Here is a 20,627-nt window from a genome sequence, read left to right on the forward strand (position 1 = left end):
GGGCGGCATCGCGCTGTCACCGGCCTTTGAGTTGAAGAATCGGCGTTTCGGACAAATCCGGACTGGCGGCATGCCTGGACCGGTTGCCGCGCGCTGTCGGCCACCGCTGCGGCGAGGAATCGCAGTTTCGGACAAATTGCCGAAGGGGCCTTGCGGACGGGTTGGCTGAGGGCGGGCGGCATGGCTGCTCCTTTCAGAGTGACGATACCTGATTTTATTCTTATTTACAAGGCTAATTATCTTATCGAGACTGTCTGGCTGCCGGCCCGCATTCTCCAACGATCGCGCCGGTTCACCAACGAAACCTTCTTCGCCGATCCGCGTTTCGACAGCGCCCTGCAGCGGGCGCGGCGTCTCCTCAAGAGGTGTCGCCGCGGTCGCCAGAACAGGCATGAGCGCGAACCCCGGAGATCGACGTGAAATTCCAGTTGGGCTGCCGCCTGAACTACCGCACCACCGAGGCGGTTCCCTTCGTATTCAACCTGCACGCCCAGTCGTTCGACGAACAATTGATTGAACAGGAAAGCCTGACAATCACCCCAAGCCTGCCAATCGAACACTGGACGATGCCGGAGAGCGGAAATCGTTTTTTTCGTGTGACACCAACCGGATCGCTACTGCTTGAATATACGGCAATCGTCGAATTGGCCCCAAAACTGGAAGATCCGAACAGTATTTCGGAAATACCGGCCTTGGAATTGCCGATGGCGGCGTTGCTTTACCTTTACCCCAGCCGATACTGCCAGTCCGACCGTCTTGCCCGTTTTGCGCAAAGCCATTTTGGTGGCCTCGCACCGGGGTATTCGCGGGTCAATGCGATTTGCAACTGGCTCTACGACTATGTCGCGTATGAGGCCGGCGTGTCGGACGAAACGACCTCCGCCATCGATACGGTGACAGAACGGGCCGGCGTCTGTCGGGACTTCGCGCATCTCGGCATCGCCCTGTGCCGGGCGCTTGGCATTCCGGCGCGCTACATCAGCGCCTATGCGTTCCGGCTCCAGCCGCCCGATTTCCACGCCGTCTTCGAAGCTTTCCTGAACGGTCCGCATGGGCCTGCCTGGTACCTGTTCGATCCGACGCGGCTGGCGGATCCTGCCGGGCTGGTGCGGATCGGCATGGGCCGCGACAGCGCAGAGGTGGCTTTCGCGACGTTCTTTGGTGAGACGGAAGCGGAAAAGCCGGAGGTCTGGATCGAGGCGCTGGAGCCGGCCCCGCCGGTGACCGTCGCCGCCGTCCGGCCGAGCTGACAGGCGGCTGAACGGGGGCCGATCCCTCGGCCCCCAAACCCCAACCAGCCTACCGCCGCCCCGCCCCATAGGCCGCGTAGCACGCCATATCCAGGATCTGGTTCACGCTCGCCCCCATCGGCACGATCTGCACGGGCTTCTCCAACCCCAGCAGCACCGGCCCGATGGTGGTGGCCGAGGTCAGGCGCGGCACGGCCTTGGTCAGGATATGGGCCGCATGCAGCCCGGGCATCACCAGCACATTCGCCGGCCCGGTCAAGCGGCAGAACGGGTAGAGCGCCCGCATCGCCGGGTCCAGCGCCACATCCGCCGCCATTTCCCCGTCGTATTCGAAGTCCACGCCGCGTGCGTCCAGCAGCTTCACGGCCTCGCGGATCGGCCCCGGGATGCTGCCCTTGGGGTCGCCGAAGGTCGAGAAGGACAGGAACGCCACCCGTGGCGGCAGCCCCAGGCGCCGCGCCAGCCCAGCCGATTGCACGGCCATTTCCGCCAAGGTCGCGGCATCGGGGCGTTCGTGGATGGCGGTATCCGCCACCAGCACCGTGCCCGACCGCCGCGCCAGCATGATCGTCAGCCCGAACAGCACGCTGTCCTTCTGCGGATCGATCGCGGTGGTCACATTCTCCAGCGTGGAGGCGTAGGAGCGGGTCAGCCCGGTCACCACCGCATCGGCATCGCCATTGGCCACCATGCAGGCGGCGAAGACGTTGCGGTCCTGGTTCACCAGGCGATGGCAGTCGCGCAGCAGGAAGCCGTGGCGTTGCTGCCGGGCATAGAGCCAGTTGGCGTAATCCGCGTTCTTTTCCGACAGCCGCGCATTGGCGATCTGCATGCCATCCGGCAGCGGGATGCCGAGCAAATTCGCCGTCGCGACGATCCTCTCCTCCCGCCCGATCAGCACCGGCGTGCCATAGCCCGCGTTGCTGAAGGCGATGGCGGCGCGGATGACGGTTTCCTCCTCGCCCTCGGCAAACACCACGCGCTTGGGGTGGGCGCGCACGATCTCGGTGATCTTTTCCAGCGCGCCGACGCCGGCATCCAGCCGGGCGGACAGGTCGCGGGCGTATTTGGCCAGGTCGGCGATCGGCTTGCGCGCGACGCCGCTTTCGATCGCGGCCTTGGCGACGGCCGGCGAGACGCGGGAAATCAGCCGCGGGTCGAAGGCATTGGGGATGATGTAATCCGGCCCGAAGCGCAGCGAGCGCCCGGCGCCCGCGCCGGAGACTTCCTCCGGCACGTCTTCGCGCGCCAGGGTCGCCAGCGCCTCGGCGGCGGCGATCTTCATGGCGTCGTTGATCGTGCTGGCGCGCACGTCCAGCGCACCGCGGAAGATGAAGGGAAAGCCCAACACGTTGTTCACCTGGTTGGGATAGTCCGAGCGCCCCGTCGCGATGATGCAATCCGGCCGTGCCGCCTTGGCGTCATCCGGCGTGATCTCGGGATCGGGATTGGCCATGGCGAAGAGGATCGGCTTGTCGGCCATCAGCTTCAGCATGTCGGCGGTGACCGCGCCCTTCACCGACAGGCCGAAGAAGATGTCGGCCCCTTCCAGCGCCTGGCTCAAGGTGCGTGCCTCGGTGGAGGAGGCATGCGCCGACTTCCACTGGTTCATCCCCTCGGTGCGGCCGCGATAGACGACGCCCTTGGTGTCGCACAGGATCACGTTGTCCGGGCGGATGCCCATGGCCTTGACCAGTTCGGCGCAGGCGATGGCCGCGGCCCCGGCGCCATTGATCACGATGCGCGTCGTCTTCAGGTCGCGCCCGGTCAGGTGGCAGGCATTGATCATGCCGGCGGCGGCGACGATGGCGGTGCCGTGCTGGTCGTCGTGGAAGACGGGGATGTCCATCAGTTCGCGCAGCCGCTGCTCGATGACGAAGCACTCCGGCGCCTTGATGTCCTCCAGGTTGATGCCGCCGAAGGACGGGCCGAGGTAGCGGACGCAGTTCACGAATTCATCCGCGTCCTCGGTGTCGACGCAGAGATCGACGCTGTCCACATCGGCGAATCGCTTGAACAGCGCGGCCTTGCCCTCCATCACCGGCTTGGACGCCAGCGCGCCGAGGTTGCCGAGCCCCAGCACCGCGGTGCCGTTGGAGATCACGGCGACCATGTTGCCCTTGATCGTGTAGTCGTAGGCCGTCGCGGGATCGCGCGCGATCACCAGGCACGGTGCGGCGACGCCGGGGGAATAGGCGAGGCTGAGGTCGCGCGCGGTGGTCAGCGGCTTGGTCAGGCGGATTTCCAGCTTGCCGGGGCGACCCTCGGCATGCATGGCGATCGCTTCCTCATCGGTGATGCGGGCGGTGCGCGCGTCGGTGGCGGCGGGCGGCAGATTGTCCATGGCGGCATCACTCCCAAGAAGACTTTCATCGGTTATGGCCCCTGGCGCGGCCGGCGAAAAGCCGGGCGCTTCGCGGTTGCGGGATGGCGCGGGTAGAAGGGGGTGATGGATCATCCGCAGCCGCTCGACCCGACAGGTGCCACGCCGGCGATGGCGCAATGGTTCGCCGCCAAGGCGGCGCATCCGGACGCCCTGCTGTTCTTCCGCATGGGCGATTTCTACGAGATGTTCTTCGACGACGCGCATGCGGTCGCCGAGGCACTGGACCTGGCCGTCGCCCATCGCGGCGAACATGGCGGCCGTCCGATTCCCATGGCCGGCGTGCCGCATCACGCGGCCGAAGCCTATCTGGCCCGGCTGATCCGGCGCGGCTTCCGGGTCGCGATCTGCGAACAGATGGAATCGCCGGAGGAGGCCAAGCGCCGCCGCGCGCCGACCATCCGGCGCGAGGTCACCCGCCTCATCACCCCCGGCACGGTGACCGAGGAAGCCCTGCTGGACGGCAGCCGCCCCGCCTGGCTGACGGCCGTCGCGCGCGGCGACGACGGGTATGGGGCGGCGTGGCTGGATATCTCGACCGGCGCGTTTTGCACGGAACATGTCGCGGCCGATGGGTTGGCCGGGCTTCTGGCCCGCATCGACCCCATCGAAATCCTGGCCGGGCCGGGTGTCGCGATCGAGGGCGCGCGGGAGGCGGTGGCGCCGACCGCCCCGGCGCAGCGCCTGGCCACGGCGCTGGGCGTCGCGACGCTGGATGGCTTCGGCGCCTTCACGCCCGCGGAAATCTCGGCCGCCGCGATGGCCGCCGATTATGCGACGGCGACCCAGGGCGGCCGCACGCCTCGCCTGCTGCCGCCGGACCCGCAGGGCGGTCGCGGGAGCATGGCGATGGATGCCGCCACCCGCCGGAGCCTCGAGATCACCCGCAGCGAAAGCGGCACCCCGCGCGACTGCCTGCTGGCCGCGGCCGACCGCACCCTGACCGCCGCCGGGGCGCGGGAACTCGCGGCGCGACTGGCCTCGCCCCTGACGGATCTGGCCGCGATCCTGGCGCGGCATGATGCCGTCGCCTGGCTGCTGGCGGCCCCCGCCGCGCGGGCGGGGCTGCGCGCGGCATTGAAGGGCGTGCCGGACATGGCCCGCGCCCTCGGCCGTATCGCGCTGGACCGTTATTCGCCGCGCGACCTGGCGGCGATCCGCGACGGGTTTTTCCGCAGCGAAGCCGCCGCCCAGGCCCTGGCCGCCACGCCCGGGATCGGCGGCGGGCTGGACCCGACCGGCGGCGCCCCCCTGCCCGCGCTGCTGGCGGGTGCCGCCGAGGCGCTGGCCGCGCTTCCGGCCCTCGGCCCCGAATTGCGCCGGGCGCTGGCCGATGCGCCGCCGGCGCGGCTGGACGACCCGGGCAGCATCGCCCCCGGGTATGACGGCGAACTCGACGCGCTGCGGCGGTTGCGGGATGACGCGCGCGGCGCCGTGGCCGCGATGCAGATGGATTTGGCGCAGGCCTGGGGCGTCGCCAGCCTGAAAATCCGCCACCACCAGCAATTCGGCTACTTGGCCGAAACCCCCGCCGCCGCCGGCGAAGTTCTGCTGCGCACGCCGCCGCCGACCGCCGAGGGCTACGCCCCCATCCATCGCCAGACCATGGCCAGCGCCGTACGCTTCACCTGCGCGGCGCTGGCGGCACTGGATCGCCGCCTGTCGGAAGCCGGCGCCGAGGCCGCGCGGCGCGAGGCCCTGGTCCTGCGCCACCTGCGCACCCAGGTCCTGGCGGCGGGCGATGCCATCGGCGCCGTCGCGACCACCCTGGCGGCACTGGACGTCCATGCCGCCGCCGCCGAACTGGCCGCCGCCCGCGACTGGTGCCGGCCGGACATGACCGAGCGCGCCGATTTCGCCATCCAGGGCGGCCGCCACCCGGTGGTCGAGGCCGCGCTGGCCCGCGCCAAGGGCCCCGCCTTTGTCCCGAACGACTGCGACCTGTCGCCGGGGCGGCGCCTCTGCCTGCTGACCGGGCCGAACATGGCGGGCAAATCCACCTATCTGCGGCAGAACGCGCTGATGCTGGTCCTGGCCCAGGCGGGGCTTTTCGTGCCGGCCACCGCCGCCCGCATCGGTGTGGCGGACCGGTTGTTCAGCCGGGTCGGCGCATCGGACGACCTGGCGGGTGGGCGCAGCACCTTCATGGTCGAGATGACCGAGACGGCGGCCATCCTGCACCAGGCCGGCCCGCGATCCTTCATCGTGCTGGACGAGGTCGGGCGCGGCACCGCGACCTGGGACGGCCTGGCCATCGCCTGGGCGGTGCTGGAGGCGCTGCACGATCGCATCCGCGCCCGCGCGATCTTCGCCACGCATTTCCACGAACTCACCACTCTGGCCGGCCGCCTGCCGGAACTGGCACCCGCTGCGATGCAGGTGCGCGAACATCGCGGCCAGGTTGTGTTCCAGCATAGCGTCGCCCCGGGTGCCGCCGAACGATCCTGGGGGCTGCACGTCGCAAGGTTGGCGGGCGTGCCGCGCACAACGCTGGCGCGGGCCGAGACGGTGTTGCGATCGCTGGAGGAACGGGCGCGCGGTCTTGCACCACTCGCCGATGAACTTCCGCTCTTCGCGCCCGCCCCGGCCGATGCCCCGCCGCCACCGTCCGGCTTGCTCGCCTTGCTCGACGCGATGGACCCCGACACGATGGCGCCGCGTGAGGCGCTGGAGGCGCTCTACGTTCTCAAGGCGTCACGAACAGCGGATTAGCAGCGACGCACGTCACTTTTGCCCGCGCATACGTCTGTTGCAGCGCGAGGCGATGCCATATCTTCATACGGATGACCGCAGAAATTCCCGAGCGGGGCGACCAGGACCCCGCCTCGCGGACCCGGACGACCCGCCCAGACCCCCACCGGCCCGTGGAAACACAGCGGGGGGACACACTACGGACCGAAGGCGAGGCGCGGCCGCAGAAGCGGACCCCGGCCCGGGTGCGGTCGCCATCCGGCGCCGAGCGCGCCTATGAGACCCTGCTCGACCGGCCGCTCGACGCGCATCCCTTCCTGGGCGACCCGGTGCCGGACCTGTTGCCCGATGGCCAGCCCGTCGGCCGCGAATTGGCGCTGAGCATCCTGCGCCGCCACCTGGCGCGCATCCAGGGCCGCGTGCAGGAGGAGTTCGAGGCGCATCGCCTCTCCGGCCTCGACGCCGCGCGATGGCTGGCCGTGCTGATGGATGGCGTCGCGCGCGGCGCCCATGCCTGGACCCTGGCCGCGGTGCAGGAAGAAGCACCGGACGGGCAGCCGATGCCCCATGCGCCGGAGCGCCCCTTCGCCGACCGGTCCTACCCGTCCCCGGCCGAACAGGCGGCCAGTGCGGCGCGGGAAGCACCGCACCTGACGATGGCGCCGCATGGGACGGGGTCGGCGGAACGGCCGTTCACCCTGGCCGCGACCGGCGGCTATGGCCGCGGCGTCATGGCACCCTGCAGCGACATGGACCTGCTGTTCCTGTCGGACCATCCCCTCGGCCCGCGCGGGCGGCGGGCGGTGGAGATGATGCTCTATATGCTGTGGGACCTGGGACTGAAGGTCGGCCACGCGACCCGCACCATCGCCGAATGCATGGAGGATGCGCGCAGCGACGCCACCATCCAGACCGCGCTGATCGATGCGCGGATGCTGGCCGGCGACCCCGCGATCTTCGTGCGCTTCCAGGGCGCCTATGCCCGCGCCCGCAAGGCCTGGGGCTTTGGCCAGTTTTTGTCCGCCAAGCGCGCCGAACGCTCGGCCCGGCACAAGCGCTACGGCGACAGCCCCTACCTGGTCGAACCGCACCTCAAGGAAGGTCGCGGTGGGTTGCGCGACCTGCAGACAATGTACTGGTTCGCCCGCTGGGCCTTTGGCGCGCAGCGCATGCCGGACCTGGTGGGGCCCGACGCGCCGGGTGGCGGGCTGCTGACCGAACGCGAGGCGCGCCAGTTCCGCCGCGCCTGGGATTTCCTGTGGACGGTGCGCTTCCACCTGCACTACGTCACCGGCCGCGCGGAAGAACGCCTGACCTTCGACCTGCAACCCGTCGTCGGCGCCCGCATGGGCTATACGCGGCACGGCACGCAGGATGGCGTCGAACGCTTCATGAAGCACCTGTTCCTGACCGCGCGCGACGTGGTCAGGCTGTGCCGCCTGCTGGAACCGGCGATCGAACGGGCGGCCCTCGGCCTGCCGGCGGTGCAGCCGGCGCCCGATGCGGCGATGACGGCGGCCGGCATCGCGCTGGCCGATGGCAAGGCGCTGTTCGCGCCCGACCGCAGCATCGGCGACGACCCGGCCATCATGCTGCGCCTGCTGGTCGCGGTGCGCGACCGGGGCCTAGCGCTGCATCCCCTGGCCCAACGCGCACTGATCCGCCACGCCCCCGATGCCCAGCGCCTGCGCGGCGATCCGGAGGCCAACCGGCTGTTCCTGGACCTGCTGACCGGCAAGGACGCATCACGGTCGATGCGCGTGCTGAATTCGATCGGCTTCCTGCAACGCTTCATCCCCGACTGGGCGCGGATCGTCGGGCTGATGCAGTTCGACACCTACCATGTCTACACCGTGGAGGAGCACACGATCCACGCGATCGCCGTGCTGGACGCGCTGGAACGGGGTGAGTTGGGGGAGGCCGCGCCCGTCGCCTCCGAACTGATCGGCCAGATCCAGTCCAAGCGCGCGCTGCGCGTCGCGATGCTGCTGCACGACATCGCCAAGGGCCGTGGCGGCGATCATTCCGAACTGGGTGCCGGCATCGCGCAGGAGGTGTGCCCTCGCCTGGGCCTGACGCCGGAAGAAACGGAAACCGTGTCCTGGCTGGTGCTGCATCACCTGCTGATCAGCCAGACCGCCTTCAAGCGCGACATCGATGACCCCAAGACGATCATGGACATCGCCGAGATCGTGCAATCGCCCGAACGGCTGCGCCTGCTGCTGGTGCTGACCGTGGCCGATATGCGCGCCGTCGGCCCAAAAGTCTGGAACGGCTGGAAAGCCACCCTGCTGCGCGAATTGTACTGGCGCGTGGCGGAGGTGCTGGCCGGCGGCTTGTCCGTGCCGGAGCGCGACGTGCGCGTGGCGCGATCCCGCCAGGCGGCGGCATCGATGCTGGCGGACCGCCCGCCCGAGGAAGTCGAGCAGTTCCTGAGCCTGGGCTACCCCGGCTACTGGCTGTCCTTCGACCCCGCGACCCATGCGCGCCACGCGGCGATGATCCGCGAGGCCAAGGGCGCGCCATTGACCGTCCGCACCCGGGTGCAGGATGCGCGCGGCGTGACCGAGGTCACCGTCTGGTGCAGCGACCACCCCGGCCTGTTCAGCCGCATCGCCGGCGCGCTGGCCGTGGCCGGTGCCAGCATCGTCGATGCCCGCATCCACACCATGACCAATGGCATGGCGCTGGACACCTTCTGGGTGCAGGACGCCGCCGGCGGCGCCTTCGACGCACCGCATAAACTTGCGCGCCTGGCGGTGCTGATCGAACAGGCCCTGTCCGGGCGGCTGCGCCTGGCGGATGAGATCCTGAAGGTGAAGCGCGAACCGGCCCGGCTGCGCGCCGTGACCGTGCCGCCGCGCGTGGTCGTCGACAACCACGCCTCCGCCGCCCACACCGTCATCGAGGTGAACGGCCGCGACCGGCCCGGGCTACTGCACGACGTGACGGATGCGATCACGGAACAGGGGCTGCAAATCGCCTCGGCCCATATCACCACCTATGGCGTGCGGGCGGTGGACGTCTTCTACGTCAAGGACGTGTTCGGCCTGAAAGTCGAAAACGAACGCAAGTTGGCACAGTTGCGCGGCGCCCTGCTGGAAGCACTGTCGCCGAAAGCAGCCGTGGCGGCGTAGCGGGTTATTGAAATTCGGGAGTGGCGCCTTGAGAGGGGCGTCGCCCCTCTCAAACTCTCCCCACCAAGGGGCCGTGGCCCCTTGGAACCCACGGCGTTTGGTAAAATAAAGGGAGGGGCATCAACGTCGCGCCATTGGCCAGAGGCGTGCCATGCCCTCCCTTTATTTTACCAATACATCGCGCCGGTCCAGGGGCGGCGGCCCCTGGTAGGGGGAGTGTGAGGGGGACGAAGTCCCTCTCACGGCGCAACCTCCCCATTTTTTTCGTAACCCGCTAAGGGGCCACCCCTTCCGGGTTCTCGCTGCCACGGCGCCATTTGTGCGTGCTGGCGCCGAAGGCGATGACCTTGCCGTTCTGGTCCAGCACTTCGGTCCGGCAGAAGAACAGGCTGCGTCCCTGGGTGACGATCCTGCCCTCGGCGGTCACGCGGCCGGCGGTGATCTGCCCGGTGAAGCGGCAGTCCAGGTCGACCGTCACGGCCCGGCGGACATTGCCCGGCACGGTGCAATACAGCCCGGAAAACGCCGCCGCCTGGTCGATCAGCGACAGCACCACCCCGCCATGGGCGATACCGCTGCGGTTGTGGTGCTTGGGCCCGACGTCGCAGGCCATGCGGGCAAACCCCTCCTGCCAGTCGATCAGCAGCAGGCCGAGGAGGTCGTGGTAGGGCGAATGCGCCGGGTCATCATGGGTCATACTAGCCGGGTGCCCCGTGCCGGGCGCGCCGTCAAGCGATGCTCAGGTCCTGCAAGACCGATTCCAGATCCTGGAAACTGGGCATGCTGTGGGTGGGGGCGACCTTGCGCCCGGTCTCCACCGCGACCTGGGGCGCATTGCCGTGCAGGTGCGCGACCAGCACGGCGCGGATCACCTCGTAGTATTTGCCTTCCTCATCGACGATGCCCTTCAGCCGCGTCGCCATTGGCCCCATCAACCCATAGGCCAGCAGCACGCCCAGGAAGGTGCCGACCAGCGCGCCGCCGATCATGCCGCCCAGCACGGCCGGCGGCTGGTCGATGGCGGCCATGGTCTTGATGACGCCCAGCACCGCCGCGACGATGCCCAAGGCCGGCAGCGCATCCGCCAGGTTCTGCATGGCGTGGGAGGGATGCATCTCCTCCTCTTTGATCTTCTTCAATTCGCGCCCGATCATGTCCTCGATCTGGTGCGGGTCGTCGGCGTTCATGCCGACCATGCGCAGGTAGTCGCAGATCAGCGTGACGGCGTGATGGTCGCCGCCGATCTTCGGGAATTTCTGGAAGGCGGGGCTTTCCTCCGGCTTTTCGATATGCGCTTCCAGCGCCATCGCCCCCTTGGTCTGCGCCAGGCGCACGAACCAATAGAGCAGCGACAACAGGTCCACGTAGTCGCTCTTGTGGAAACGCGATCCTTTCACGATTTTGCCGAAGCCGGCCAGCGTGTGCTTCACGTCATGCATCGAGTTGGACATGACGAAGGCGCCGATCGCGGCGCCGCCGATCATCAGCATCTCGTAGGGTAGCGAATGCAGGATGATGCCGAACTTGCCGCCGGCGATCATGTAGCCGCCGAAGACGGTGATCAGCAGGAAGACGAAACCGCCAATGGTGGTCATCGGTGCATGGTTCCGGGCGGGGGGTCTTGCCGCAACAAGGTGATGCCGACGCGCCGGTTGGCGGCGGCGGTGGGTTCGGCGGGCAGCAGCGGGTCACGGTCGGACATGCCGGCGACCGAGCGGATACGGCCTTCCGCCACGCCATTGTCCATCAGCAGGCGTCGCGCGGCATTGGCGCGGTCGGCCGAAAGATCCCAGTTGGTGCGGTCGCTGCCGCGAAACGGCGTGCTGTCGGTATGGCCCGTGACGGCAACCGCATTCGGCACCCGCCCGATGATCTGCGCCACGCGCTGGAACAGCAGCCGGGCGCGTTCATTCGCCCCGGCGCTGCCGCTGGCGAAGAGCGGCTGGCGATCGGCGTCGAGCAATTGGATGCGCAAGCCCTCCGGCACCTGTTCCACCATCAATTGCCGCGCCAGATCGGCCAGGGCGGGGTCGGAGGCCACGGCCTCCCGCAACTGATCGGCCAGGCGTTCCAGCGCCGCCCTTTCGCGCCGTTCGGATTCCGCGCGCAGCGCATCGTCGGACATGGCCCTGGGGTCGCCAGGCGGTGCATCCGGATGGGCGCGCAGGCTGCGCGCTTCCGCCGCATCGCCGGGATGGCCGTCGGGGTTATGGGCGGTGGTGCGGGGGTTCTCGTCCTCGCTGCCCTCGGGGCCTTCGCGGCGGGGCACCTGGCGGGCGATGGTGTCGGTGTAGTCTTCCTCGATATCCTGCATCACCGGGATGGGGCCTTGTTCGACGCGCACCGCGCCGGTGTCGCTGGCCATGTCGCCCGATGAATGGGGTGTGCGGCCGCCAAAAGGCTCGCCCGACCCGGTCTGGGTCTGGCCGAAGACATTGGTCGGCGCGAAGTAATCGGCGATGCCGCGGCGCTGTTCCTCGGTGGTGGCGTTCAGCAGCCACATCAGCAGGAAGAAGGCCATCATCGCGGTCACGAAATCGGCGTAGGCGACCTTCCACGCGCCGCCATGGTGGCCGCCCTCGACCACTTCCTCGCGCTTGATGATGATGGTGACGCCATCACCCTTGCCTCTACCCTTGGCCATCGCCCCAAGCATCCTGCCCGTGCCATGGGCATCGTCGCAGCCCGGGCTTAATCCGCACCTAACGGCAGCGATTGACGCAAGGCCGGGCGGACCGCAGCCTCCGGGCAGTGGCGAACAGGAGGCAGCGATGGCTTGGCGCAGATTTTTGGGCATGCTCCTGGCGGCCGGGATCGCCGCACCGGAGGCTTCGGCCAGCCGCTTCACCTGGGCCTTTGGCGGCGATGTGCTGACCCTGGACCCGCAGGCCAGCAACAACACGTTTACCAATGCCTTCCTGGGCAACATCTACGAGACGCTGGTGCGGCATAACGCGCGGCTGGAACTGGAACCCGCGCTGGCGACCAGCTGGGAACTGGTGTCCCCGACCGTCTGGCGGTTCCAGCTTCGCCCCGGTGTCCGCTTCCACAATGGCGAGACCTTCGGCGCCGAGGACGTGGTCTTTTCCTGGAACCGCCTGTCCAGCCCCGGCGCCCTGGCCCGCGGCAACATGGCCGCGGTCAAGGAAATCCGTGCGACGGGGCCGCTGACCGTCGAGATCGAGACCAACGCCCCGTTCCCCATCCTGCTGAACGCGCTGACCGCCTTCTATGTGATGGACAGCGGCTGGGCCGCGGCGCGGGGGGCGGAACGCTCCTCCAACCTCGCGGCGCGTGAGGAAAACGCGGCGGCGCGGGAAGCCAATGGCACCGGCCCCTTCATCGTCCGTTCCCGCACCGCCGATGGCCCGACCGTGCTGGCCAATTTCCCCGGCTGGTGGGACCGCCCGGTCCATAATTTGACCGAGGTCACCTTCCAGCCCATCCGCAGCGCCGCGACCCGCACCGCCAGCCTGATTTCCGGCAGCGTGGATGCCGTGGTCGAACTGCCGATCCAGGATATCCCGCGGATCGAGGCCTCGCCCAACCTGGCCGTGGTGCAGGGGCCGGAACTGCGCACCATCTATTTGGGCTTCGACCACTTCCGGGAGGAGTTGCTGTATTCCGACGTGAAGGGTCGCAACCCCTTCCAGGACATCCGCGTGCGGCGCGCCTTCTACCAGGCGATCGATGTGGAGACGATCCGACGCACCGTCATGCGCGGCAATGCCTGGATCGCGGGGTCGATGGCCTCGCCCTTCCTGAACGGCGCACCGGCGGCGAGTGACAGCGCCCAGGCGCGGACCTTCCCCTTCGACCCCGAGGCCTCCCGACGGCTGCTGGCCGAGGCCGGCTATCCGCAGGGGTTTTCCATCGGGCTGGCCTGCCCGAACGACCGCTATGTCTATGACGAACGCATCTGCCTGGCGGTGATCGGCATGCTGGGCCGTGTCGGCATCAGGGTGCAGCCGCAGATCGAGACGACAGCGGTCTGGTCGCGGCGCAACAACAACCTGGATGTGTCCTTCTTCATGCTGGGCCATGCCGGGCTGCCGCTGGCCGATTCCTATTCGACCCTGCAGGAAGTGCTGAACACGCGCGGCGACCGCATCGGCGGGCTGAATGTCGGGCGTTGGAGCAATGCGGAATTCGACGCCCTGCGCGTGCGCATCGCCGCCGAAAGCGACGAGCCGACCCGCCGGCAATTGATCCGCGAGGCGTTGCTGGTCGAAAAGCGCGAGGTCGGCCACATCCCGCTGCACCAGCAGCCGATCGTCTGGGCGGCCCGGCGCGGCATCGACCTGGCCCCCGCGCCGGACAACCGGCTGCGGCTGTGGCTGGTGCGGGTGCCTTGAGGTGAACCCCGCCGTCCAACAGGCCATCGCCGGGCGCCGCAGCATCCGCGGCTATACCGGCGAAGCGGTGCCGGATGCGGTGATCCGCGACATCCTGGCCGCCGCGTCGCGGGCGCCCTCCGCGACCAATACCCAGCCCTGGCACGTGCATGTCGTGGCCGGGGCGGCGCGCGACCGGCTTTGCGCCGCGATCACCGCCGCCTGCGACGCGGGGCCGGAACCGGAGGCGGAATACACCTACTACCCGGCCGACTGGACCTCCCCCTACATCGACAGGCGGCGGCAGGTGGGCTGGGCGCTGTATTCCCTGCTCGGTATCCAGAAGGGCGACCGCGCCGGGGCGAAGGCCTGGCGGCGGGAGAACTACAATCTCTTCGGCGCGCCGGTCGGGCTGTTCTTCACCCTGGACCGGGGGCTGGCGCTGGGGTCGTGGCTCGACCTCGGCATGTTCATGCAGAATGTGATGATCGCGGCGCGCGGATGCGGCTTGGAAACCTGTCCGGAGGCGGCGTTCAAATCCTATCACGCGATCATCCGCGAACACCTCGGCATTCCGCCCGAGCAACTGGTCGTCTGCGGCATGGCGCTGGGGCATCCGGACCATGCCGCCCCCGCGAACCAACTGCAGGCCCCCCGCGAACCGGTGGAGGGGTTTGCCCGCTTCCACCACGCGTGACATCCAGGGGCAAAGCCAACCCCGGAGAACGCCCGTGACCGCGTGCCGCACCTTCCTCTTCGCCCCGGGCGACCATGCGCGCCGTGCGGAAAAGGCCCTGAGCCTCGGCGCCGATGCCGCCATCCTGGATCTGGAGGACGCGGTCGCGCTCTCCGCCAAGATCGCCGCCCGCGATGCGGTGAACCAGGCCCTGGCGCTGCCGCGCACCGCCCGCGCCTATGTCCGGGTCAATGCCTTCGACACGCCGTTCTGCTACGGCGACATCGCCGCCGTGGTCGGCGCGAAGCTGGACGGCATCGTGCTGCCGAAACTGGAGGATACCGCCCAGCTCATCGCCGTGGACTGGATGATGGGCGCGCTGGAACGCGAACGCGGCCTGCCGGTGGGCGGCATCGACCTGATCCCGATCATCGAGACCGCGCGTGGCCATGCGGCCGTGCGGGGCCTGGCCGCCGCCGGCGTCGCGCGGATGCGGCGCATGGCGTTTGGGGCCGCCGACTACACGCTGGACCTGGGCATCACCTGGACGCGGGATGAGGCCGAACTCGCCCCCGTGCGGTCGGAAATGGTCCTGGCAAGCCGCGCCGCCGGGCTCGACGCCCCGATCGACACCGTCTGGGCCGCGTTGCGCGATGCGGAGGGCTTCGCTGCCTCCTGCGCGCGCGGGGCAGGCCTCGGCTTCCAGGGCCGCATGTGCATCCACCCCGACCAGGTCCCGGTCGCCAATGCCGCCTATTCCCCGACGGAGGCCGAGATCGCCTGGTCGCAGAAAGTCTCCACGGCTTTCGCCGATGCCGAGGCGCAGGGCCTGGCCTCGATCCAGGTCGAGGGCCGGTTCGTGGACTACCCGATCGTGGACCGCGCGCGGCGGGTCCTGGCGCTGGCGGCGCGGCTGGGATCGCCCTGAACGGGGACGGCCATCACCTATCCTTGCCGTTTCCCGCCGGATGACACCCGTTCTTGCGTGCCAACACGTATAGAATCGGCAAGAGCACGGCATGGATCAGTGTGATGACCAGCAATAACCCGAAATTATCTTTCGCGGTGTTGCCCGCATAAATCGCCTCGCGGACATGCCCGTAGGCGACGCCGATCGAAAAAAGACTGAGGTAGCCGACAACCGGCCCTTTGAAATCCAGGCCACGCCAGAAGGAAACGATCGCGACGATACCGATCGACGCGTCCGCCACGCCGATTTCGAACTGGAACGGGCTGACCTGCCAACCAATGCTCGCAGCCGCGATATGCGGGAAGACGATGTGAAAAAAGCCCGCCCATGCGTACGCGATGCCGGCCGAAAGAAGCAGCCATCCCAGAAGGCGGGTGGGAAAATGGGCCGGGCTTTTCGTGAGTGCGGTCAAGAGGAAGGTGGAGACGAACAAGATCGTTGGGAGATTGCTCAATACGAATGCAATGGCCCTTGGAATCATTGATGCTGCCCTGTTCCCACTTGCCCGATGCGGCCTGTCTCAATCTTCCTGCGCAGCGCACGCTGCTTCACTCTAACGATCCGAACGAACGTTTCAACGTCGGGATAATGAGCCGCGACGTTGGCGTCGGCATGTTTCCCGAGGATGCCGGGATCACCCGCCTGGCCTGGGGGGCCGCTGTCTGCCGCCCTGGCCGGGGTGACAAGTCGCGCGCCTGCGTGTTCGATGAGATCGGATCATAGGAAGCGCGCATGAACGGCATGGTCATCTCCGGCGGCACCGTCATCACCATGGATGCGGCGCGACGGGTCATCCCCGATGGCGCGGTCGCCATCCTGGGCGACCGCATCGCCATGGTCGGCACCGCGGCCGAGGTGGCAGCCGCCCACCCCGACCTGCCCGTGCTGGATGCCACCGGCAAGGCCATCCTGCCGGGGCTGATCGACGGCCACGCCCATGCCGGCCACGGGCTGGTGAAGACCATCGGCAATGGCGACAGCGCCGCCTGGTCGGAAGCCTGCCGGCAGATCTACACGCTCTACTCGCCACCATCGTTCTGGCGCGCGGAAGCGGCGCTGGCGGCGATGGAACGCCTGCGCTTCGGCGTCACCACCGGCGTCTCCCTCCTCGGTGGCGGCGACAGCGTGATGCGCAGCGACGACCCCGCCTTTGCCAATGCGCATTGCGAGGCGGTGGCCGAGATCGGCACACGATCGATCGTGGCGATGGGCGCGACCCGCCCACCCTTTCCGCGCCCCTATGTCGGGGTGGATGGGGTGGAACGCCCCGTGTCCTTCGAACAGCAGGCCGATACCATCGCCGCTGTCCTGGAGGCATGGCACGGCAAGGATGGCATCCGCATCGCCACCCTGATGCCGGTCTACCGAAAAGACGTGCATGACGCGGCCGAGGTCGCGCTGATCGAACGGCAGGGGCGCGTGCTGCGCGACCTGGGGAAAAAACACGGCGCGCTGTTCCACCAGGATGGCCACCGCAAGGGATCGGTCGCCATGGCGGATTCCATGTTCGGCCTCTGCGGCCCCGACGTCTGGTTCAGCCATTGCACCGACCTGACCGAAGCCGATATCGAAACCTTCGTCCGCACCGGCACCTCGGTCGTGCACAACCCATCGGCCATCGCCGCCGTGCGCGGCACCTGCCCCGCCATCGAATTGATGGAGGCCGGCGTCACCGTCATGATCGGCAGCGACGCGACGGCCCCCGACCGTTCGGGCGACATGTTCCGCCACATGTTCGTCTGCATGCGCCACCACCAGAAGCGCTTCGCCGACGAGACGCTGCTGCCGCCGGGCAAGCTGCTGGAAATGGTCACGGTGGATGCGGCAAACGGCCTCGGCCTGTCGCACGAGATCGGCAGCCTGGAGGCCGGCAAGCTGGCCGATGTCATCACCGTCGACCTGACCGGCGCGCATATGGCGCCGGCCAATATGCCCGTCGCCCGCGTCGTCCTCTTCGCCAACGGCCATGACGTGATGGATGTGGTGGTCGGCGGGCGCGTGCTGCTGAAGGGCGGCGAGGCGCCGCACCTGGACCATGACGCGATCATCGCGGCCGCCGAACGCGAAGCCGCGGCCATGCTGGAACGCAGTGGCCTGGCCGCCATGGCGGTCGAGGACCCGGGCTGGGGAAAAATCCGCCGATGAAGCGTCGCACGCTTTTGGGGGCGGCACTCGCCACCCCCGCCCTGGCGCAGACCAACTGGCCGAACCGCCCGATCCGCCTGATCGCCCCCGATGCCCCCGGCAGCGGCAATGACACCACGGCGCGGCTTTTCGCCACCCACCTCGAACCCCTGCTCGGCCAACCGCTGCTGGTGGACAATCGCGGTGGCGCCGGCGGCCGCATCGGGGTGGAGGCCGCCTGGCGCAGCCCGCCCGATGGCTACACCCTGCTGATCGGAAATGCCGGGTCCAATGGCATCAACGCCGCCATCTACCGCGACCTGCCCTATGACCTGGTGACGGGGTTCGAACCGATCACCCAATTGGTCGCCGGGCCGAACGTGCTGGTGGTGAACCGCCGCGTGCTGCCCGCGAGTGACGTGACCCAGCTTGTGGCCATGCTGAAGTCGCGTTCGGATGGCTATGCCTATGGCTCGGGCGGGGTTGGTTCCTCGGCGCATCTGTCGATGGAATTGTTCCGCCTGGCTGCCGGCTTCAACGCCATCCACGTGCCCTATCGCGGCACGCCAGCGCTGGCGCAGGGCCTCATCAGCGGCGACACGCCCATCGCCATCGCCAACCTGACGAATGTGATGCCCTTCATCCGCCGCGGCGACATGCTGGCGCTGGGCGTCACCAGCCTGACCCGCTGGGCCGAATTGCCCGAGGTGCCGACCCTGGCCGAAAGCGGCTTTCCGGGTTTCGAGACCCTGGCCTGGAACGGTCTCCTGGCGCCCCCCGGCACGCCCGGCTGGATCGTGGAGCGGGTCTATGACGCCGCCCTGCGCGTCGCCGCCATCCCCGAGGTGATCGACCGCGTGCGGCTGCTGGGCGGCGAGCTGGTCGTCTCCACCCCCGCCGCCTTTGCTGCCCGGATCGCGGCCGATGTGGCGAAGTGGAAGGATGTCGTGGACCGCGCCGGCATTCGCGCCGAATGACACGCATCGCCGCCATCGCATTCGTCGGCGTCAACATCACCCCCAAAACCAACTGGTCTTTTTTGCGCGTTCAGGACAGCGACGGCCGCATCGGCTGGGGTGAATGCACCCTGGGCGGGCAGGAGGCCGGCATGGCGGCCGAGGCCGCCCGGCTGGCCGCCAATGTCGTCGGCGAACCGGTGGATGCCCGCAATCGCCTGTGCCGGCTGCTGCCCCATGCGCCGGGCGGGCTGCTGGCGCATACCGTGCGTTCGGCGTTTGAGCAGGCGCTGTGGGACCTAGCCGGCCAGGCCATGGGCCAGCCGATCCACGCCCTGCTGGGCGGCCGGTTGCGCGAAAAAATCCCGCTCTATGCCAATATCAACCGCGGCGTCGCGCAGCGCACGCCGGATGGCTTTGCCGCCGCCGCCCTGCGCGCAAAGGCGGCCGGCTTCGGCGGCGTGAAACTCGCCCCCTTCGATCCCCTGGTCTGGGAAGACCCCGACCGCGCCGCCTATGCGGAGGGCCTGTCCCGCATCGCCGCCGTGCGCGACGCCATCGGCCCGGACGTGGCGCTGATGGTCGATTGCCACTGGCGCTTCAGCCCCGGGGGGGCGGCCGCCCTGGTTCGGGACGTCGCGCCGCAAAACCTGTTCTGGCTGGAATGCCCGGTCGCCGAGGCCAACCACGCCGCCACCCGCCGGTTGCGCCACATGGCCAATGACCGGGGGATGCGGCTGGCCGGGGCGGAGTCGCTCTGCGGCCTCGCGGCCTATGCCGCCATCATCGCCGCCGGCTGCCATGATGTGCTGATGCCCGATATCAAGCACGCGGGTGGGCATGAGGAGATCCGCCGCATCGCCGCCCTGGCCCTGACCCAGGGGGTCGAGATCGCGCCGCACAACCCGACCGGGCCGCTGTGCCACGCGCATTCGCTGCACCTCTGCGCCACCATCCCGAACCTGCTGCCGCTGGAGGTGCAGTTCGGGGAATCGGAGGCCTTCTTCACCCTGGCCCCCGGGCATGCCCTGGCCTTCGACGCCGGGTCCGCGCACCTGCCGATGGAACCGGGCGTGGGCGTCGGCCTCGACGAAGCCTGGGCGGGCCAAAACCCCTGGGTGCCGATGCCAAGGCCCTGGCTGGATCCGCGGCTCGGATGATCCCTCTCTGGTTGGGCGCGACGCTGACGGCGGCGCTGTTCCAGTGCTGGCGCACCGCCTTGCAGCAGCGGCTGCGCGGCATGCTGTCGGTCAATGCGGCGGCCGTCACACGCTATCTCTATGGCGTGCCGGTGGGGGTCGCCTTGCTGACGACCTATACGCTGGTGACCGGCCAGTCGCTGCCGGCAATCGATGGCGGCATGTTCCTGCTGATGTGCGCGGTCGGCGGGCTGTTGCAGATCCTGGGCACCAACCTGCTGATCATGTCTTTTGGGCCGCGCGGGTTCGCGGTCGGCACGGCCTATTCCAAGACCGAGGCGATCCAGGCCGCCTTCCTCGCCATGATCCTGCTGGGCGAATACCTGTCGGTGCTGTCCTGGCTGGGGGTCGCGGTCAGTATCGCGGGGGTGCTCTACCTGTCGCTCGCCGGGGGGGACATGACGCCCATGGGGCTGCTGCGGGCGGCCCGGCAGCCGGCGGCGCTGTTCGGGCTGACGGCGGGGACCGGGTTTGCCCTGTGTTCCATCGCGATCAAGGCCGCGAACCTGGAACTGGACCATGCCGACCCCGTGCTGCGCGCGCTGGTGGTGCTGGTCGTCGCCAATGTGATGCAGACGGTGATGCAGGGCAGTTGGCTGCTGTGGCGCGAACCGGGGCAGGTCGTGATGGTCCTTTCATCCTGGCGCATCAGCGCCAAGGTCGGCACGCTATCGGCCTTTGGATCCGCCTGCTGGTTCACCGGCTTCGCCCTGGCGCCGATCGCGCTGGTCCGCGCAGTCGGCCAGATCGAGATCATCTTCTCCCTGCTCTTCGGCCGCTTCTACCTGCGGGAAACCACGAAGCGGTCGGATGTGGTCGGCGCGTTGACGGTGGTCGCGGGCGTGCTGCTGGTGCTGATGGGCCGGTGAGTCATGAACGCCGCATTTCGGGGTCGCAATCCGTCAGA

16 protein-coding genes are annotated in these 20,627 nt (G+C 68.7%); 11 read left to right on the plus strand and 5 right to left on the minus strand.

All coding sequences use genetic code 11. The annotated features are described in order from the left end of the window. Positions 1-416 precede the first annotated feature (416 nt). On the plus strand, positions 417-1,250 hold the full coding sequence (locus ACQW02_RS18290) for a transglutaminase-like domain-containing protein (RefSeq protein WP_431281342.1): 834 nt from the start codon (positions 417-419) through the stop codon (positions 1,248-1,250). A 49-nt stretch (positions 1,251-1,299) separates the two neighbouring features. Here ACQW02_RS18290 and ACQW02_RS18295 read toward each other — a convergent pair whose 3' ends face one another. Continuing rightward, positions 1,300-3,594: an NADP-dependent malic enzyme gene (locus ACQW02_RS18295; RefSeq protein WP_431281343.1), complete on the minus strand. Its 2,295-nt coding sequence runs from the start codon at positions 3,592-3,594 to the stop codon at positions 1,300-1,302. A gap of 105 nt (positions 3,595-3,699) precedes the next feature. Between ACQW02_RS18295 and mutS the strand changes: the two genes are divergently transcribed. Together mutS and ACQW02_RS18305 are read left to right on the plus strand one after the other, a co-directional pair. After that, entirely contained in the window at positions 3,700-6,345 is a 2,646-nt protein-coding gene (gene mutS, locus ACQW02_RS18300) for a DNA mismatch repair protein MutS (protein WP_431281344.1), read from the plus strand. Positions 6,346-6,608: 263 nt separating this feature from the next. Further along, complete coding sequence (locus tag ACQW02_RS18305; protein WP_431285925.1) at positions 6,609-9,461, plus strand: [protein-PII] uridylyltransferase; 2,853 nt, start codon at positions 6,609-6,611, stop codon at positions 9,459-9,461. A 274-nt stretch (positions 9,462-9,735) separates the two neighbouring features. Here ACQW02_RS18305 and ACQW02_RS18310 read toward each other — a convergent pair whose 3' ends face one another. From ACQW02_RS18310 to ACQW02_RS18320, 3 genes are read right to left on the minus strand one after another with little or no spacing between them, the layout of a single operon-like run. Beyond that, a complete protein-coding gene (locus ACQW02_RS18310) occupies positions 9,736-10,158 on the minus strand; it encodes a PaaI family thioesterase (RefSeq protein ID WP_431281345.1) in 423 nt (140 codons plus the stop codon). Positions 10,159-10,189: 31 nt separating this feature from the next. Then, on the minus strand, positions 10,190-11,056 hold the full coding sequence (motA, locus tag ACQW02_RS18315) for a flagellar motor stator protein MotA (protein ID WP_431281346.1): 867 nt from the start codon (positions 11,054-11,056) through the stop codon (positions 10,190-10,192). Then, positions 11,053-12,105: a flagellar motor protein MotB gene (locus ACQW02_RS18320; RefSeq protein ID WP_431281347.1), complete on the minus strand. Its 1,053-nt coding sequence runs from the start codon at positions 12,103-12,105 to the stop codon at positions 11,053-11,055. Before ACQW02_RS18320 ends, motA begins: the two co-directional genes overlap by 4 nt. A gap of 127 nt (positions 12,106-12,232) precedes the next feature. Here ACQW02_RS18320 and ACQW02_RS18325 point away from each other — a divergent pair, with 127 nt between their 5' ends. The 3 genes from ACQW02_RS18325 to ACQW02_RS18335 are packed head-to-tail and all read left to right on the plus strand — an operon-like array spanning position 12,233 to position 15,399. After that, positions 12,233-13,816: an ABC transporter substrate-binding protein gene (locus tag ACQW02_RS18325; RefSeq protein WP_431281348.1), complete on the plus strand. Its 1,584-nt coding sequence runs from the start codon at positions 12,233-12,235 to the stop codon at positions 13,814-13,816. 1 nt (position 13,817) lies between these two features. Continuing rightward, positions 13,818-14,492, plus strand: coding sequence for a nitroreductase (locus ACQW02_RS18330; protein ID WP_431281349.1), 675 nt, complete (start codon positions 13,818-13,820; stop codon positions 14,490-14,492). Between the two features lie 34 nt (positions 14,493-14,526). Then, on the plus strand, positions 14,527-15,399 hold the full coding sequence (locus ACQW02_RS18335) for an HpcH/HpaI aldolase/citrate lyase family protein (protein WP_431281350.1): 873 nt from the start codon (positions 14,527-14,529) through the stop codon (positions 15,397-15,399). 13 nt (positions 15,400-15,412) lie between these two features. Here ACQW02_RS18335 and ACQW02_RS18340 read toward each other — a convergent pair whose 3' ends face one another. Continuing rightward, the gene (locus ACQW02_RS18340) at positions 15,413-15,874 is read right to left on the minus strand and encodes a DUF6790 family protein (RefSeq protein WP_431281351.1); all 462 of its coding nucleotides are present in this window, start codon (positions 15,872-15,874) and stop codon (positions 15,413-15,415) included. 50 nt (positions 15,875-15,924) lie between these two features. Here ACQW02_RS18340 and ACQW02_RS18345 point away from each other — a divergent pair, with 50 nt between their 5' ends. The 5 genes from ACQW02_RS18345 to ACQW02_RS18365 are packed head-to-tail and all read left to right on the plus strand — an operon-like array spanning position 15,925 to position 20,589. Further along, on the plus strand, positions 15,925-16,164 hold the full coding sequence (locus tag ACQW02_RS18345) for a hypothetical protein (protein ID WP_431281352.1): 240 nt from the start codon (positions 15,925-15,927) through the stop codon (positions 16,162-16,164). Positions 16,165-16,173: 9 nt separating this feature from the next. Continuing rightward, positions 16,174-17,586: an amidohydrolase family protein gene (locus tag ACQW02_RS18350; RefSeq protein ID WP_431281353.1), complete on the plus strand. Its 1,413-nt coding sequence runs from the start codon at positions 16,174-16,176 to the stop codon at positions 17,584-17,586. Further along, positions 17,583-18,542 (plus strand): Bug family tripartite tricarboxylate transporter substrate binding protein, encoded by a 960-nt coding sequence (locus tag ACQW02_RS18355; protein ID WP_431281354.1) that lies wholly within the window; start codon positions 17,583-17,585, stop codon positions 18,540-18,542. Before ACQW02_RS18350 ends, ACQW02_RS18355 begins: the two co-directional genes overlap by 4 nt. Further along, positions 18,539-19,681, plus strand: coding sequence for a mandelate racemase/muconate lactonizing enzyme family protein (locus ACQW02_RS18360; RefSeq protein ID WP_431281355.1), 1,143 nt, complete (start codon positions 18,539-18,541; stop codon positions 19,679-19,681). Before ACQW02_RS18355 ends, ACQW02_RS18360 begins: the two co-directional genes overlap by 4 nt. After that, positions 19,678-20,589: an EamA family transporter gene (locus ACQW02_RS18365; protein WP_431281356.1), complete on the plus strand. Its 912-nt coding sequence runs from the start codon at positions 19,678-19,680 to the stop codon at positions 20,587-20,589. The genes ACQW02_RS18360 and ACQW02_RS18365 overlap by 4 nt, the downstream gene beginning before the upstream one ends. The last annotated feature ends 38 nt before the right edge of the window (positions 20,590-20,627 follow it).

This window comes from Humitalea sp. 24SJ18S-53 (assembly GCF_050632385.1).
Classification (GTDB): Bacteria; Pseudomonadota; Alphaproteobacteria; order Acetobacterales; family Acetobacteraceae; genus Humitalea.

Excerpts from the sequence above, each read along its gene's own strand:
- ACQW02_RS18365 (WP_431281356.1), top strand. The coding sequence starts at position 19,678 with ATGATCCCTCTCTGGTTGGGCGCGACGCTGACGGCGGCGCTGTTCCAG.
- motA (WP_431281346.1), bottom strand. The coding sequence starts at position 11,056 with ATGACCACCATTGGCGGTTTCGTCTTCCTGCTGATCACCGTCTTCGGC.
- ACQW02_RS18325 (WP_431281348.1), top strand. The coding sequence starts at position 12,233 with ATGGCTTGGCGCAGATTTTTGGGCATGCTCCTGGCGGCCGGGATCGCC.
- ACQW02_RS18350 (WP_431281353.1), top strand. The coding sequence starts at position 16,174 with ATGAACGGCATGGTCATCTCCGGCGGCACCGTCATCACCATGGATGCG.
- ACQW02_RS18360 (WP_431281355.1), top strand. The coding sequence starts at position 18,539 with ATGACACGCATCGCCGCCATCGCATTCGTCGGCGTCAACATCACCCCC.
- ACQW02_RS18355 (WP_431281354.1), top strand. The coding sequence starts at position 17,583 with ATGAAGCGTCGCACGCTTTTGGGGGCGGCACTCGCCACCCCCGCCCTG.
- ACQW02_RS18310 (WP_431281345.1), bottom strand. The coding sequence starts at position 10,158 with ATGACCCATGATGACCCGGCGCATTCGCCCTACCACGACCTCCTCGGC.
- mutS (WP_431281344.1), top strand. The coding sequence starts at position 3,700 with ATGGATCATCCGCAGCCGCTCGACCCGACAGGTGCCACGCCGGCGATG.
- ACQW02_RS18320 (WP_431281347.1), bottom strand. The coding sequence starts at position 12,105 with ATGGCCAAGGGTAGAGGCAAGGGTGATGGCGTCACCATCATCATCAAG.
- ACQW02_RS18345 (WP_431281352.1), top strand. The coding sequence starts at position 15,925 with ATGCTGCCCTGTTCCCACTTGCCCGATGCGGCCTGTCTCAATCTTCCT.
- ACQW02_RS18295 (WP_431281343.1), bottom strand. The coding sequence starts at position 3,594 with ATGGACAATCTGCCGCCCGCCGCCACCGACGCGCGCACCGCCCGCATC.